This is a genomic window from Calothrix sp. CBUCES-K 9914 (genome assembly GCF_059640475.1).
The window spans coordinates 35,934-50,371 of sequence record NZ_JBXXZH010000037.1 but is presented as its reverse complement, the minus strand read 5'-3'; the positions used below and the strand labels follow the sequence as shown (position 1 = coordinate 50,371).

General features: G+C 38.0%; 16 protein-coding genes and 1 pseudogene. 12 read left to right on the top strand and 5 right to left on the bottom strand.

What is annotated here, in order from left to right:
• Positions 1 to 134: 134 nt before the first annotated feature.
• A complete protein-coding gene (locus tag AC2JBO_RS11325; RefSeq protein WP_496953751.1) occupies positions 135 to 923 on the bottom strand; it encodes an RNA ligase family protein in 789 nt (262 codons plus the stop codon).
• Between the two features lie 339 nt (positions 924 to 1,262).
• Between AC2JBO_RS11325 and AC2JBO_RS11320 the strand changes: the two genes are divergently transcribed.
• The gene (locus tag AC2JBO_RS11320; RefSeq protein WP_496953750.1) at positions 1,263 to 1,877 is read left to right on the top strand and encodes a PAP/fibrillin family protein; all 615 of its coding nucleotides are present in this window, start codon (positions 1,263 to 1,265) and stop codon (positions 1,875 to 1,877) included.
• An 87-nt stretch (positions 1,878 to 1,964) separates the two neighbouring features.
• On the opposite strand, the gene AC2JBO_RS11315 is transcribed toward AC2JBO_RS11320, so the two are convergent.
• Positions 1,965 to 2,540, bottom strand: a complete 576-nt coding sequence (locus tag AC2JBO_RS11315; RefSeq protein ID WP_496953749.1) for a TMEM175 family protein — start codon at positions 2,538 to 2,540, stop codon at positions 1,965 to 1,967.
• A gap of 220 nt (positions 2,541 to 2,760) precedes the next feature.
• Between AC2JBO_RS11315 and AC2JBO_RS11310 the strand changes: the two genes are divergently transcribed.
• The 7 genes and pseudogenes from AC2JBO_RS11310 (at position 2,761) to AC2JBO_RS11280 (ending at position 7,265) form a co-directional block, all read left to right on the top strand.
• Entirely contained in the window at positions 2,761 to 4,014 is a 1,254-nt protein-coding gene (locus AC2JBO_RS11310) for a glycosyltransferase family 2 protein (RefSeq protein WP_496953748.1), read from the top strand.
• Between the two features lie 164 nt (positions 4,015 to 4,178).
• Entirely contained in the window at positions 4,179 to 4,745 is a 567-nt protein-coding gene (locus AC2JBO_RS11305) for a Uma2 family endonuclease (protein WP_496953747.1), read from the top strand.
• Positions 4,746 to 4,926: 181 nt separating this feature from the next.
• A complete protein-coding gene (gene aroC, locus AC2JBO_RS11300) occupies positions 4,927 to 6,015 on the top strand; it encodes a chorismate synthase (protein ID WP_496953746.1) in 1,089 nt (362 codons plus the stop codon).
• 95 nt (positions 6,016 to 6,110) lie between these two features.
• Positions 6,111 to 6,419 carry a DUF4258 domain-containing protein gene (locus AC2JBO_RS11295; protein ID WP_496953745.1) on the top strand — a complete coding sequence of 103 codons (309 nt, stop codon included), beginning with the start codon at positions 6,111 to 6,113 and terminating at the stop codon, positions 6,417 to 6,419.
• 2 nt (positions 6,420 to 6,421) lie between these two features.
• Entirely contained in the window at positions 6,422 to 6,652 is a 231-nt protein-coding gene (locus AC2JBO_RS11290; RefSeq protein ID WP_496953744.1) for a YgiT-type zinc finger protein, read from the top strand.
• Between the two features lie 26 nt (positions 6,653 to 6,678).
• A pseudogene (locus AC2JBO_RS11285) lies at positions 6,679 to 6,824 on the top strand (chorismate synthase); the annotation flags it as partial.
• A 192-nt stretch (positions 6,825 to 7,016) separates the two neighbouring features.
• Positions 7,017 to 7,265: a hypothetical protein gene (locus AC2JBO_RS11280; protein WP_496953743.1), complete on the top strand. Its 249-nt coding sequence runs from the start codon at positions 7,017 to 7,019 to the stop codon at positions 7,263 to 7,265.
• A 184-nt stretch (positions 7,266 to 7,449) separates the two neighbouring features.
• Here the strand turns inward: AC2JBO_RS11280 and AC2JBO_RS11275 are convergent, their stop codons facing one another.
• Positions 7,450 to 9,372 (bottom strand): ArnT family glycosyltransferase, encoded by a 1,923-nt coding sequence (locus AC2JBO_RS11275; protein ID WP_496953742.1) that lies wholly within the window; start codon positions 9,370 to 9,372, stop codon positions 7,450 to 7,452.
• Positions 9,373 to 9,591: 219 nt separating this feature from the next.
• Here AC2JBO_RS11275 and AC2JBO_RS11270 point away from each other — a divergent pair, with 219 nt between their 5' ends.
• The 3 genes from AC2JBO_RS11270 to AC2JBO_RS11260 are packed head-to-tail and all read left to right on the top strand — an operon-like array spanning position 9,592 to position 11,726.
• Positions 9,592 to 9,846, top strand: a complete 255-nt coding sequence (locus tag AC2JBO_RS11270; protein WP_496953741.1) for a SemiSWEET transporter — start codon at positions 9,592 to 9,594, stop codon at positions 9,844 to 9,846.
• Between the two features lie 10 nt (positions 9,847 to 9,856).
• Entirely contained in the window at positions 9,857 to 11,500 is a 1,644-nt protein-coding gene (locus tag AC2JBO_RS11265; RefSeq protein ID WP_496953754.1) for a B12-binding domain-containing radical SAM protein, read from the top strand.
• A 37-nt stretch (positions 11,501 to 11,537) separates the two neighbouring features.
• Entirely contained in the window at positions 11,538 to 11,726 is a 189-nt protein-coding gene (locus AC2JBO_RS11260; RefSeq protein WP_496953740.1) for a CPXCG motif-containing cysteine-rich protein, read from the top strand.
• Positions 11,727 to 12,169: 443 nt separating this feature from the next.
• Here AC2JBO_RS11260 and AC2JBO_RS11255 read toward each other — a convergent pair whose 3' ends face one another.
• Positions 12,170 to 12,640 (bottom strand): orange carotenoid protein N-terminal domain-containing protein, encoded by a 471-nt coding sequence (locus AC2JBO_RS11255; protein WP_496953739.1) that lies wholly within the window; start codon positions 12,638 to 12,640, stop codon positions 12,170 to 12,172.
• A gap of 587 nt (positions 12,641 to 13,227) precedes the next feature.
• Here AC2JBO_RS11255 and AC2JBO_RS11250 point away from each other — a divergent pair.
• A complete protein-coding gene (locus tag AC2JBO_RS11250; protein ID WP_496953738.1) occupies positions 13,228 to 13,467 on the top strand; it encodes a hypothetical protein in 240 nt (79 codons plus the stop codon).
• Here AC2JBO_RS11250 and AC2JBO_RS11245 read toward each other — a convergent pair.
• Positions 13,435 to 14,433 carry a GDP-mannose 4,6-dehydratase gene (locus AC2JBO_RS11245; protein WP_496953737.1) on the bottom strand — a complete coding sequence of 333 codons (999 nt, stop codon included), beginning with the start codon at positions 14,431 to 14,433 and terminating at the stop codon, positions 13,435 to 13,437. The two genes, AC2JBO_RS11250 and AC2JBO_RS11245, sit on opposite strands and share 33 nt — an antisense overlap.
• Positions 14,434 to 14,438 lie beyond the last annotated feature (5 nt).

The window sequence follows — 14,438 nt, the reverse complement described above, 5'->3', positions numbered from 1 at the left end:
GTGTCATTTTGTAGAAAATTTAAACTGAACCTAATTTCCTTCCAAGAATGAATCAGCCCTGCCGCGTGGAAGGGGGGCTAAAACTTTTTTTAAAGTCCCCCTTATTAAGGGGGATTTAGGGGGATCAATCTTGACTAACTCGCAAATAAATCCACATCTGCGCGCAGTATATTAGGTATAATTGGGCGATTTAACCAATGTCCATCAGATTGTTGGATAGTAGTTAAAAAGCTCGAACGCACGTATTTATAACGAGATTCAACTGTATTATCAAGCTCAACTTTGATGTATAAGCCTTCCATTACATGACTTTGGTCAGTTTGTTTTAACGAAAGTTCAACATTAAGTCCTTTTTCCTGACAAATTTTTTGAAAGCTTTCTAGATGTTGGGGTGTTTGGTAGTGTGATTTTCCTAATAGTTGAATTAATTGTTTATATGATTCAAGTTTGCCTGTGAATAATATCGGTACAGATACTAATGGCAACGAGGCTAATAATTTTTGACGAGTTGCTGTACTTAGAAAGACTTGGTTTTCTAAGTCGAGTACGTCATATTCGAGAAAGTAATGGGGTAAGGCATCGTAAAATACCGTGTGCTTGGCATATAACCATTCACCATAAAGAATATAACGACTTCCCAATACTGAATAAAAAGCTGCTGCATGGGTGTTTGCCCATTGTTTGAATAAGTTGAAGTGCTTTTCACGGGCGCCACCAGTTAGGTAATGACCCCGACTTTGCAGTTTAATTTCATCAGTTGGACTAAAACTAATCGCTGCATTGGCACCGTCAACTTTTTCTTCGACAACCACATATTTATTTTTGATAGCATCAAAAGGAATGCTGTCTAGGTCTTCATCCCCAGGTTGCAACCGCGAACCCTGTATATGATGGGTACGCGGATATTTATAGATTTGTTCCATATGCTTTACTACCTTGGCATCTACAATCAAGTTATTTCATAGCGAACCGAAACGATTTGACAACCTACCAATTGCGCGCGGTTAGCTTGCCATAATTCGCCGTTGTTGAAGATTTTGATTGAGACGAGGGACTACATACGTTTGTACCTTTTTTTAATCCAAGGCTTGTATTTATATAATACAGGTACTTCACGAGTTGTGGCAACGATTCCGGAAATAGTTAGTTGTAGCATGGGCATTCATCGCCGTAGGAGCATACATTTGTATGGTGGGCATTGCCCACCTTACTTTTATTTTTTACCACAGAGACACAGAGTACACAGAGAGGGTATTTATAATATGTCAGAGGATATTACAACGCGAATAAATATAAAGCAGGAATTATTACAGCGCATCGAAGCGTTGGAATTTAAGCAAAGGTTATTTCCAGAGGGTAGTGGGCAAATTGATGCACTTGTACAATCTTTAGAGGATGTCAACCCGACAGATAAGCCACTGTCACCAAACCATCATAATTTATTATCAGGTAGTTGGGATTTAATATACGCATCGCGAGGAACAGTTGTTACACGGTCGTTTGCTTCAATTCCTGATTTTATTGAACGCGAAATCAAAATTAATCGTATTTGGCAAACATTGAGTATAAACGACAGTCAAGAAATTTTTACAATCAATAGTGCAGAAATTGCATTGCCTTTACTGGGAACATGGCAAATAGAAGCAGAAGCTTACTGGAAATCTGAAAGTGATGCTAAAACTGCAAAAGTTAGCTTCAGTGCATTTTCGACGCGCGCGATAAATCCTTTTAATATATCTTGGACTCCTGAACTTAAAATTCCGGTTTTGGAGTTTCTCAGGAATGAGGCAATATGGATAACCTCTTATTTAGATGATGACCTACGAGTAGGACGTGGAGCAACTGGAAATCTTTTTGTTTTTTCACGTAATATGTAACACTGATAAAGGAATTTCGGCTATCTAAAATTTACATGCTTGGGTAGTCGTCATCAAGTCCTTCGTATAAAGGCGCGTAACCGTTAATTAAGGAGATAAAGTCCGCTCAATGCGACGGTCTGGAATAAGCCACATAATTGCAACTAGAATATACAATATACAGGCTAGCCATGAGTTTACAAAGGAAAGTAGAATAGCTATAGCGTAAACAATCATCGATATTTTCCCTTTGAAGTCTTTACCTACTGCAATTGCGATAGCTGAATCTTTACCATGATGCGATATGAGGGTTTGAGTTAGAATAAAGTAAGCGCTTGCAGAGAATAATAATACTATACCATAAAGCGCTACTGGTAAAGCGGCGAAGTTATTCTCACCCATCCAAGCAGTGACGAAGGGAATTAGAGATAACCAAAATAATAGATGCAGGTTTGCCCAAAGGATACGACCGTTGACATGTCGAACTACCTGTAGTAGATGATGGTGGTTGTTCCAATAAATACCAACATAAATAAAACTAAGTACGTAGCTTAAAAATACTGGAATTAAGGGACGTAGTGCAGTTAAATCAGTCCCATGTGGCACCTTCAGTTCCAGCACCATGATAGTAATGATAATGGCTATCACTCCATCGCTGAATGCTTCTAACCTTCCTTTTAGCATCTGTATATGCTTTGTAAATTGTTTACATAGTAAGTATTTTAGCTTAACTGTGTATAAGTATAAAATTAATAGAACCTTAAAAAATTTCTGGAAATATATTATTTGTTGGCAAAACTACAGAAATATAGGGGGCAAATGTTAATCATATACGTGTGCGCTTGAAGTGAATTACATCTCTACACCAATCTTTCAAGTGCAGTCGATTTTAACGGTATGCCAAATGAAAGATTTATTAGTACTACTATTGCAGGTTTTACTTGGATGGCTTGTTTTTCAAATCGTTAGTATCAGTATCTTTTTCATATCCCTACGTTCGACGCATAGTACTTGTAGTGACGAAAAATTGCCAAAAACTGCTGTTGTACTCTCATTACGGGGAGCAGACCCTTTTTTATCAAATGCTCTACGTGCGCTTTTACATCAAAATTATCCTGCATACGATTTAAAGATAGTTGTTGACAACATTACAGACCCAGCATGGAATGTGGCTACAAGTGTAATAACAGAGTTTGGCGCCAGCAACTGTTCTCTTAGCGTTTTAAAAAACCCCCTCTCTACATGCAGTCTAAAATGTAGTTCAATTGTTCAAGCTGTTTCTGAGCTAGATGCTTCATATCAAGTTGTAGTATTGGTTGATGCAGATGCAATGGTTTATACAAACTGGTTACGTGATTTAGTTAGTCCTTTAAATAACCCAAAAGTAGGCGCCACAACAGGAAACCGCTGGTATTTACCCGATGGTATGTACTTGGGTTCGCTAGTTAGATATATATGGAACGTCTCCGCAGTTATTCAGATGGTTTTATATCAGATAGCTTGGGGTGGTTCACTCGCGATCAAAACCGAAGTTATTCATAAAACAGGGTTGATAGATATTTGGAAACGCGCGTATGCAGACGACACACCAATGCGAAGCATATTGAAAAAACATGGTTGGCAAATTAAATTTGTCCCTTCGGTAATGTTATTAAACCGTGAAGAATGTAAACTACCTAATTTAGTACGCTGGTTACGGCGCCAGTTATTTTCATCACGACTATATCACCCGTTTTGGTTTGCTGTAGTAGTTGATAGTATATTCACAATACTCATACCAAATATAGTCTTACTAATTGGCATAGTAGTATTGGTAACAAGAGACTTAAGCACATTCATATTAGCCATAAGTTACTTTGTTAGCTACATAATAGTCTTAGTCATTTTTATCTTGCTAATAGATAAACGCATCCGAAGTATAATTAGTAAACGCTGTGAAATATTACCGAAATCTTCACCCTTAACCGCAGTTAAACTTTTAATAGCACTTCCCTTAACTCAATGGATAAACGCAATAGCAATGGTAGCATCATATTGGGCGCTGACCATTGACTGGCGTGGTGTAACATATAGAATAAAAGGACGTTGGAACATAAAATTAATTGAATATCGCCCCTATCAAAGCAACAAATCAAACAACAGCAAAATCTCTTTGTAGTATCTCTTGTGGAGCGGGCATCTCTGCCCGCCTTACTCTGTGTCCTCTGTGTCTCTGTGGTAAAATTTAAGGAACCAGTTTGTTACAAATAACTAGATAATTACTATATATAACTTACAATTAAAATAAGAAAAGATAGTGTCTTAACACACCAACGATAAATTATGCAATCGCCTGTACACTTTCTCACCATTGAAGAATATCTCAAAGTCGAAGAGTCTAGTGATATTCGTCACGAATACGTAGACGGGCAAATTTTTGCAATGTCAGGCGCCAGTGAAGAACACAACCAGATAGCAGGTAATATTTATACTATACTCCGCCCTCATCTACGTGGCACACCTTGCCGTGCTTTTATTTCAGATATGAAAGTCAAAGTAAATGTACAGAATGTAGATATATTCTATTATCCCGACCTTTTGGTTACTTGCGACCCTAACGATAGAGAAAGATATTTTAAAACAAATCCAACTTTAATAGTGGAAGTACTATCTAAGTCTACTGAGGTAACAGACAAACGCGAAAAGCGAGTTAATTATCAAACAAAAAAATCATTACAAGAATATATATTAATTTCCCAATACGAAATCAAAGTAGAAGTTTATCGTAAAGACGCTCAAGGAAATTGGGCACTCACGGTATTAGGTAAAAATGATAGCTTAGAATTGAAATCAGTAGGATTAACCCTGACAATGGCAGATATTTATGAAGATGTTTTACCTGTTATATAACAAGCATTGAGATGTAAACTAGAAACTAGGAAAGCCGCAAGAAAAACTTTGAAAAATAACGTAGCTAGCAGCAATAAGTCATTTCTCAAAACTCTATAGTTCTTAAATATACAAAAATTTATCATCCTGTAACGACAGCTAACGCGGTAAAATATAAAAACCTGGCGCTTACTGGATTATCATGGGTAATACATTTGGACATCTGTTTCGCATTACTACGTTTGGCGAGTCTCACGGTGGTGGAGTGGGAGTTGTAATTGATGGGTGTCCACCTAGGTTAGAAATTACCCCAGAGGAAATACAGTTTGAACTCGACAGGCGCCGTCCTGGGCAAAGTAAAATTGTCACACCGCGTAAAGAAGACGATACATGTGAGATTCTTTCTGGAGTGTTTGAAGGTAAAACACTGGGAACCCCTATATCTATATTAGTACGCAACAAAAATACTCGTGCCCAAGACTATGACGAGATGTCGGTAAAGTATCGCCCATCTCATGCTGATGCAACGTATGATGCAAAATATGGCTTTCGTAACTGGGAAGGTGGTGGACGCTCTAGCGCGCGCGAGACTATTGGTAGAGTAGCAGCAGGCGCCATTGCTAAAAAAATTCTCCGTCAAGTTGCTGGTGTCGAAGTTATAGGTTACGTCAAACGCATTAAAGATTTAGAAGGTATCGTTGACCCAGGCGCCGTTACACTAGAACAAGTAGAAAGTAACATAGTCCGCTGTCCCGATGCCGAAGCAGCACAGCGCATGATAAATTTAATCGAAAAAATTCGTAACGATGGTAACTCGATAGGTGGTGTCGTCGAATGTGTCGCGCGTAACGTACCCAAAGGATTAGGCGAACCTGTATTTGATAAACTCGAAGCGGATATTGCCAAAGGTGTAATGTCCCTCCCTGCTAGCAAAGGGTTTGAAATTGGTTCCGGGTTTGGCGGTACATTATTAACAGGGTTTGAACATAACGATGAATTTTATATCGATGAAAACGGTAATACTCGCACCGTCACCAACCGTTCCGGCGGCATCCAAGGGGGTATTTCCAACGGTGAAAATATCATCATAAATGTAGCATTTAAACCCACAGCCACCATCCGTAAAGAACAAAAAACCGTTACAAATGAAGGCGAAGAAACAACATTAGCAGGTAAAGGAAGACACGACCCCTGTGTATTACCGCGTGCGGTTCCAATGGTAGAAGCAATGGTAGCACTAGTATTGTGCGACCACCTACTAAGACATCATGGTCAATGTAAAGTACTGTAGCTCCAACTCATCCTCTTGTGGAGCGGGCATCCCTGCCCGCCCATAAAGCTGACAACACACAGCAGTAGAATATTCCAAAAGAATAATATTTTGGTATGAAGTCAATCGAAGAAATTCATCAACAACTTGAGTATGGAGAGTTTGAATTCAGTCGTCATGCTTTTAAGCGCGCAGTAGAGCGTAACATTAGTGAACAAGACATCAGAGAGGCTGGAAAAAATGCTGATATAATAGAAGTATATCCTGATGACAAGTACTCACCAAGCTGTTTATTGCTAGGCGTTACAAATGCTGAACGACCTTTACATCTACAAGTCTCTTTAAGTAATTCAGATAAAACTAAAATAATTACACTATATGAGCCAGATGCTCAAGAATGGATAAATTATTCTATAAGGAGGTAATAATGTTTGAATGTCATGTATGTAAGAGTAATGAGGCAAGTGAAGAACTTGTCAACGAAATCTTTAAAATAAATGGTAAGCCTGTTCTAGTAGAAAGCATTCCTGCAAAAGTATGTGGACGTTGTGGAGAAGTTGTATTTAGTCGAGAAACAACTGAGAAAATTCGACAGATGTTACACGGAGCCGCAAAACCAGTAAAATCAATCTCCGTAGATGTTTTTGCTTTCAACTAATTAATGTAAGTGGTTTTGCTCATTAGTTGTTTTTACGTGTAGCATTTAAATTTACAACAACCATCCCCAAAGAATAAAAACCGTTACAAACGAAGGTGAAGAAACAACATTAGCAGCACTAGTATTATGCGACCATCTATTAAGACATCATGGTCAATGCAAAGTATTGTAAGTAAAACGGTGGAAATCTACCAATCTAGGATTTAAACTGAGTGTAACAACCTCAGTCAGTTTAGAGGTGCTGCAACATGGTACGACAAGTTACAGATATTGATGCCGCCGACTTGGTTATTTACCCAGAAACCGACGGTGAGCCAATGGCACAAAATACGCTACAGTTCAATGTTGCTCACTTAACGTATTAATGGTGCGTGAAAGCACTATATTTGGCGTTACATTGCTTGATAGTAATAGCTTTCACGCACCCTACCCAATGCGCGTTAGCACCTCAAAATTAATAAGTAAGCTCCAAAATAAATTCTACACTGAAAACGTTGAAGCTATAGGTCATTGGGATGCTTGGGTTAACTCTCAACTAGATTTAAATGCAAGTTCAGAAATAGATACTCAGTTTAGTATTATTAGCCTGCGTAGGCAGGCTTTGTTCGTATAGTCCCACCCTTCTAGGGTGTGGGTGCAAGATATAGGCAAGAAAACTAAAAGCAGTTGTTTTTGTTGGGTTCCGCAAAGCCTCTACCCAACCTACAAGTGTACGGGCAAGGATGCCCATTCCACAAGAGTGCCCATTCCACAAGATTGTTCCATCACATCCGTTACATCCGTTATATCCGTTGCCATTACTTTCTCATTAGCACAGAAACAGGCGCCTCATCCCATCCTCGAACAAAGGTATTATTGTCAAATTTAATTTGTTCAACTTGCTGTAACTTACTACGCTTTGTATACATATAAATCAAACCACAAGGTTTAAAAGTATTCTCTGATAATTCTGTTGCAGATGAAGCATTAAAAACGTTGACATGCCGTATTTTATATTGATTTTCCGGATATTCCTGCATTATTATCCACAATGGATATTCCCAAGTATCTTGACCCATCATTAAACCAACGTTGTAACATTGCTTTGAATTTAAATATTGAACTGCATGCACATAAGGTTGTTGAAGTTTGGGTCTATTTTTGAAGTACTGTTCAACGCGCGGAGTTTGAAAAATGTTGTTGCTGTCGATAATTGGTCTATAGCGGTTAAAAAATACCCAAGGCAATGCTGACAAAATTAATACAATCGCAATAGAGCTAATTACCCGTTTTTTGGAAAGATTAGATAATACTAAACCCAAAAATGGAGTTAATAATACAAAAAACGGTAAATGTAATCTTGCGTTCCAAGGTTGCCATTTTACTAAATAGCAAAATACACAAAATGTCGCGCAAACACTTAATAAATAAGAACCTGCTTGTTTTTGAAACTTCAGCTTTAATTGATTACGAAAAATAAATATGACAATACAGGTTAAGGTTAATAACAAGTGTAATAAATTCCCGGCGCCGTTTTCTTCTCCTGATAACCCAACAGTTGACCATCCACCCGGTACAAAGAATTCACCGTAGAAAGTAGTGCGTTTATCGTGAACACCTACACCAAGATAGTTATGTATAATTTGAATAATTCGGTTTGAAATGCCATTCCATAAACCAATAGGTGTACCGATATGTAAAGCCAGATTTCTTAATATATTAGAAATCATTACATTCACACCGAGAATCTCATTCGCATAATCACTAGGCTCACCGAGTATAGAACCAAAAACAAAGTAGTTACGTAAATAATGATTTATATTGATGACTAAAGCAAAACTTGCTACAAACAAAGCAGGTTTCCATACTGAAAAGTGTAGATATTTAACTTGCGATAACGTTACCCAAATTAAGAACGGCAAAATATAAAAGTAAGCTGTTCCTTTGGTTAAAATACATAACCCCAAACTACAGCCAAACAAAAGATATGTATTCCAATTGGTATTTTTGCCTTTATCTATAATAATTAAACCATAACAAGCGAGGCAAACTAACCAAAATGCTTCAACATAATCATTTTGTGTACTCGATGCTTGTAATATTCCCATTGGAATTGTTGCTGCTGCAACCGTGGCAAATATCTGTCCTATGAAGTTTGCTCCTAGTCGCTTTGCTATTAATGATACTCCTATCAAACACCCAATCATGCTTAACCACTGTACTGAGTTAGCAAAGTAGTCTCCACCACTTAATATCTGAAAGTGCATGATTACATATTCAGACCAGGGATTTTGATATAGCTGTGGTGTATAACTGACTGGATAATGCGCTACACTATAATTCTGCATCCAATGTACAACGCGCGGCATGTGGTAGTCCATTGAGTCCCAATTATTTGGTGGCGCCACTAAGCCAATTAAACCTGTTGATACTATAATTAACCCAATACCAGATAATAATATAATTGATAATTTGGATTGTTTAAGGTTTGTAACTCGCGTTTGGCTTGTTTGTTGAAAATAAAAGGCTATTATCACAACATCTATCACAAACCAAGCGCTTAAAAGTGATTCAAATCTAATTAAATTAAACCAACTCAATGACTCTGTAATGGCGGTGACGATTAAACCCCAAATCACAGCAGATGATATTATGGATATAGCCCAATTGTTTCGATTACTTAAGCTGTAGAAAATACAGTATAAAAAGGTTAAAGCAATGATAGGTAATATTAAAAGCATTGGTTTAACTGATTAACTACTCTAGTATGTATGTATATTACCTAACTTTTTAGCCTATAAAATGAAAACCCAAAAATAAATCAAACCTGTAGGTTAGGCGTTTCGCCTGACCTGACTACACAGCCAAAATATTTCACTGCACAGGCGGGACGCCTATGCTACGTTCCAATACCACAGTAATATAGGATACAGTGCTTATATATATACGGGTTATCTCGAATGGATTTTATTACAGGATTAGGTTTAGTAGCTGCAACGCTAACGACTTTCTCGTTTTTGCCCCAACTTCTAAAAATATGGCAAACGAAGTCAGCTAAAGACGTTTCGTATGTAATGTTGATTTTTTTCAATACAGGAGTCTTACTGTGGTTAATATATGGATTTTATCTAGAAGCTCTGCCAATTATCTTGGCTAACGGTATAACTTTGTTTTTCAACCTCATTATCTTGATGCTTAAGATAAAATATAGATAATATATATATAATTATTATGACTGTTTTTGCCTCAGAACATCTATTATTTGACCCTGTTACCCCTGATAATGATGCTATTCCTGTGATTTTTGCGTTTCCTAACGAGTACACAGTGGGAATTACTAGTTTAGGATATCAGATAGTATGGGCAACTTTAGCGACGCGCACGGATTTACAGGTAAGTCGTTTATTTACCGATATTTCTGAACAGCTACCACGACAACCGGAAATTTTAGGCTTTTCTATATCGTGGGAACTTGATTATGTTAATATTCTCAGCTTACTCGAATCTTTAAATATTCCTATTCGTGCTTCAGAGCGCAGTACTAATCATCCTATTGTATTTGGAGGTGGGCCTGTTTTAACGGCAAACCCCGAACCCTTTGCTGATTTTTTTGATGTTGTTCTCTTAGGAGATGGGGAGAATTTATTAGGTGATTTTATTGATGCTTATAAACAAGTTAGAGGTGAGTCTAGAGAAACTCAATTAAAAGCTTTGGCACAAGTACCAGGAATTTATGTTCCTAGTTTATATCAAGTTGAGTATCACAGCCCAGACGGCGCCATTAAATCTATACAACCAATTTTATCTGATGTTTCTGCGACTGTTCAAAAACAGACTTATCGTGGTAATACTTTATCCGCATCAACGGTAGTTACTGAAAAAGCTGCTTGGGAAAGTATCTTTATGGTAGAAGTTGTACGGAGTTGTCCAGAAATGTGTCGTTTCTGTTTGGCAAGTTATTTAACTTTGCCTTTTAGAACTGCGAGTTTGGAAGGTGTACTTATTCCAGCTATCGAACGCGGGTTGAAAGTTACTAATAGATTAGGACTATTAGGCGCCTCTGTTACACAGCATCCTGAATTTAACACGTTACTCGACTATATCAACCAACCTAAGTATGATAATGTGCGATTGAGTATAGCATCAGTTAGGACAAATACGGTAACGAAGGAGTTAGCGGCAACTCTGGCGAAGCGCGATACCAAATCTCTAACTATTGCCGTTGAAAGCGGTTCAGAACGAGTTCGCAAAATTATTAATAAAAAGCTCGAACAAGATGATATAATCCAAGCTGCTATTAATGCCAAAACAGGTGGGTTATCTGGATTAAAGCTTTATGGAATGGTGGGAATACCCGGTGAAGAAGCCGAAGATTTAGATGCTACCATCAAAATGATGCTTGATTTGAAAAAAGCGGCGCCAGGTTTACGATTAACTTTTGGATGCAGTACTTTTGTTCCAAAATCACATACACCTTTCCAATGGTTTGGTGTGAACAAGCAAGCAGAAAAACGATTACAGCTTTTACAAAAAAATCTTAAGCCAAAGGGTATCGATTTTCGTCCAGAGAGTTATAACTGGTCGATTATTCAAACTTTATTATCGCGTGGAGACAGGCGCCTGTCTAAGTTATTGGAACTAACGCGCGATTTTGGGGATTCTTTGGGAAGTTACAAGCGTGCTTTTAAAGAGTTGAAGGGTCAAGTTCCAGATTTAGATTACTACGTTTACGATAATTGGTCACACGACCAGGTGTTACCTTGGAGTCATTTGCTTGGACCGCTACCTCAATCTACATTATTAAAGCACTTGGCTGAAGCTATGAGTTTTCTGGAGGCGCCGTCAAAACAACTTCAACCAAGTGTATAATCAACTCTCTGTGCTGTAAACTCTATAAAATTATCAAATGCAAACAACTGGTGAATATTATTGTGCCTATTGCGGTGAAGAAAATCTTACTTTTATTGATATTAGCGCTGGGTTTGAGCAATCTTATATAGAAGACTGCCAAGTGTGCTGTCGTCCCAATATTTTGTATGTGAGAATTGACGAAGATACATTTGACGTTGAAATTGATACTGATTACGAAGAATAATTATCCCCGTAGGATAGGCGTCTCGCCTGTCCTACATGATTCCTACATGATATATTTGTCAATTATCTACCTTTACCAAATTTTTCCACAAAATAATTTTTTTCTCAATTAACCTATTACTGATTATCTTTCGTGCTTCTGATAAGCATTGCGTGATATTTAATTGACTTAACCATTGTTCGGGTATTTCACTTACAAAACTACGTATATCTTTTGCGGAATTATACTAGTGGTCTATGTCAATAGTTTTGGTGTGTAGGGTGCTGAGAAGCTATTACAATCTTCAACAAAACGAAAAATCATGTGCTTCTCAGCACCATCCAGAGTGTCGGTGCGTGACGCCACAAGTCTCTTCATATTGAGTGGAATTTTTTCGTAGCGTCACACACCCTACCATATCATCACGTCAGGCGCCAACGCCCCGAAATTAATGACACGAACCACTAGTTGTTGCTGGAAGCGGCGCCCATGCTGAATGCTGCGGTGCGAGAGAATTCAATACTTTCTTCAAATTCGAGAGATTTTACCTGTTTTACGAATTCGTTGGTGTTTTCTGGGAGTTTATAGTCTTTAGGAAATGGTGTAACTCTACCATCTTCCATAGCTTGCGCGAGTCGTAACCACACGTCAAGTTTCGCGCTTGGGTCTAAACCTCCGTACAATTGACTAATTTCAGTATTCGCATGACCTGCAATATCGCGCTGTGCTTGCAGCTGTTCTTCATAGGACATTGCAACAATTCGGTTAAATACTGCTTCTGCTGTTGCTTGAGAAGATGGGCTGTTTGCTGGTGTGAGTTTTTCCTTCAAATCAAGATAGCCAAACCAAAATAACGCTAGTTGGGTATCCACATCAAACTTCTGGAAAGTTTCCAAAGCTTTTTTGACTTTATCGCCGGTTGCAAATGATGTCATAATATTCTCCGATTGCCTTCTATCGTCAAAACCCTTCGCGAAGGGTTTTTTCTTTAACACGCTTAACATCATAGAAACCAGCATTTTTAGATTAACCCTGCCGTAGTTAGATTCCCACTTAACCACCCTTGGCAGATGTTATTGATATTTTTATCGCTATTTGATAATTCTTTCTTTATATGAGTTGATTTCGTAAATAAATTAATTAAATTTATTTAGTAAATTGATTGAAATATTTTTATTTGTCTTTTGCAAGAGCTATAACAGTAAGAATATTTTAATACTTAACTTGACTATTATATAGTTAAATTTACTGATGCTGCGGAACCTAAATAAATGCCTAAATACTTATAAAGTAAGTAAAATTTATAGAATTATTCAGCGTTGTCGCCTAGGCTTGTTTGTTGCCATATTGACAGTAATATTGGGTAATAACAGCTTTATTTATACCATAAACGGGTTAAAACTAAGCTTTTAAAATCAAATCAAAATCTATCGGATGCTATCCTGCGGGAAAACTCCGTTTACGTTCCCCAGCATGACATAAGTTCAGATTTTACCCGTTTGCAGTATACCATTCAAGTACTGTGGTTATTGCCGCAGAACCTTCTACATCAATACAATTGCAAGACAAGCAAGCTGTATCTACCTCAGTTGTACAACTAATGCAGACAGCAAAACTAAAGTACCAGTTGGGACAGTTTGCAAATGCAATTCAACTCTGGCGCCAAGCCGAAAAGTTAGTAGCAGAAGGTGATAGTCTTAAGCAAGCGGCTGTGTTGAGCAATTTAGCCTTATGTAGAAACCAAGGTGCCATCAACATGTGATTCTTTAGCACGCAACTCTTGTAAATCATGGTCTACCATCAATTCGACCAACTGCTTGAAAGAGTGCTGAGGTTTCCAACTTAGTTCAGCTTTTATCTTATAAATACAACCTACTAACTGCACAGGTTCATCAGGACGATAAAACGCAGGGTCTACGACAACATAATCCTGCCAATTTAAATTCACGTAATTAAAAGCACACTCAACTAATTCCCTGACTGAGTGAGTTTCGCCGCTAGCAATAATAAAATCATCTGGTTGTTCTTGCTGTAACATCGTCCACATAGCATGAACTGCGTCCTTGGCATAACACCAGTCACGTTTAGCGTCCAAATTACCAAGTCGTAGTTCTTTAGCTAAACCAAGTTTTATCATTGCTGCGGTACGAGTAATTTTTCTAAACACAAACTCTGTACCACGTCGGGGAGATTCGTGAGTATAAGTAATACCGCAGCAGGTATAAAGATTATACTGCTGTCTATAATTAACAGTCATCCAGTGCGCGTAAGCTTTAGCAACACCGTAAGGGTTACGAGGACGAAAAGCAGTGCGTTCACTTTGGGGTGACTCATCAGGTTGTCCAAATACTTCGCTACTTGATGCTTGGTAAAATTTTGCATCTGGTCTACAGCGACGTATTGATTCGAGTAAGCGGGAGACACCAATTGCAGTATACTCAGCAGTTAAAGCAGGTTGTGTCCAAGAAAGAGGAACGTAACTTTGGGAAGCAAGATTATAGATTTCATCAGGCTGAGTTTCAGTAATGACATCCATTAAGGAGCATTGGTCGAGTAAGTCGCCAGATACAATCTTGATTTTATCAAATAAGTGGTTAATGCGTTCTAAGTTACTAGTGCTTGAACGACGAACCAAGCCAAATACTTGGTAGCCTTTTTCTAGGAGAAGTTCAGCGAGGTAGGAACCGTCTTGTCCAGTGAGTCCAGTGATAAGTGCTTTTTTAGGCATAAGCT

Bases quoted from the DNA above. Each gene is read 5' to 3' on its own strand.
- AC2JBO_RS11325 (WP_496953751.1), bottom strand. From the start codon at position 923: ATGGAACAAATCTATAAATATCCGCGTACCCATCATATACAGGGTTCG.
- AC2JBO_RS11320 (WP_496953750.1), top strand. From the start codon at position 1,263: ATGTCAGAGGATATTACAACGCGAATAAATATAAAGCAGGAATTATTA.
- AC2JBO_RS11315 (WP_496953749.1), bottom strand. From the start codon at position 2,540: ATGCTAAAAGGAAGGTTAGAAGCATTCAGCGATGGAGTGATAGCCATT.
- AC2JBO_RS11310 (WP_496953748.1), top strand. From the start codon at position 2,761: ATGAAAGATTTATTAGTACTACTATTGCAGGTTTTACTTGGATGGCTT.
- AC2JBO_RS11305 (WP_496953747.1), top strand. From the start codon at position 4,179: ATGCAATCGCCTGTACACTTTCTCACCATTGAAGAATATCTCAAAGTC.
- aroC (WP_496953746.1), top strand. From the start codon at position 4,927: ATGGGTAATACATTTGGACATCTGTTTCGCATTACTACGTTTGGCGAG.
- AC2JBO_RS11295 (WP_496953745.1), top strand. From the start codon at position 6,111: ATGAAGTCAATCGAAGAAATTCATCAACAACTTGAGTATGGAGAGTTT.
- AC2JBO_RS11290 (WP_496953744.1), top strand. From the start codon at position 6,422: ATGTTTGAATGTCATGTATGTAAGAGTAATGAGGCAAGTGAAGAACTT.
- AC2JBO_RS11280 (WP_496953743.1), top strand. From the start codon at position 7,017: ATGGTGCGTGAAAGCACTATATTTGGCGTTACATTGCTTGATAGTAAT.
- AC2JBO_RS11275 (WP_496953742.1), bottom strand. From the start codon at position 9,372: ATGCTTTTAATATTACCTATCATTGCTTTAACCTTTTTATACTGTATT.
- AC2JBO_RS11270 (WP_496953741.1), top strand. From the start codon at position 9,592: ATGGATTTTATTACAGGATTAGGTTTAGTAGCTGCAACGCTAACGACT.
- AC2JBO_RS11260 (WP_496953740.1), top strand. From the start codon at position 11,538: ATGCAAACAACTGGTGAATATTATTGTGCCTATTGCGGTGAAGAAAAT.
- AC2JBO_RS11255 (WP_496953739.1), bottom strand. From the start codon at position 12,640: ATGACATCATTTGCAACCGGCGATAAAGTCAAAAAAGCTTTGGAAACT.
- AC2JBO_RS11245 (WP_496953737.1), bottom strand. From the start codon at position 14,433: ATGCCTAAAAAAGCACTTATCACTGGACTCACTGGACAAGACGGTTCC.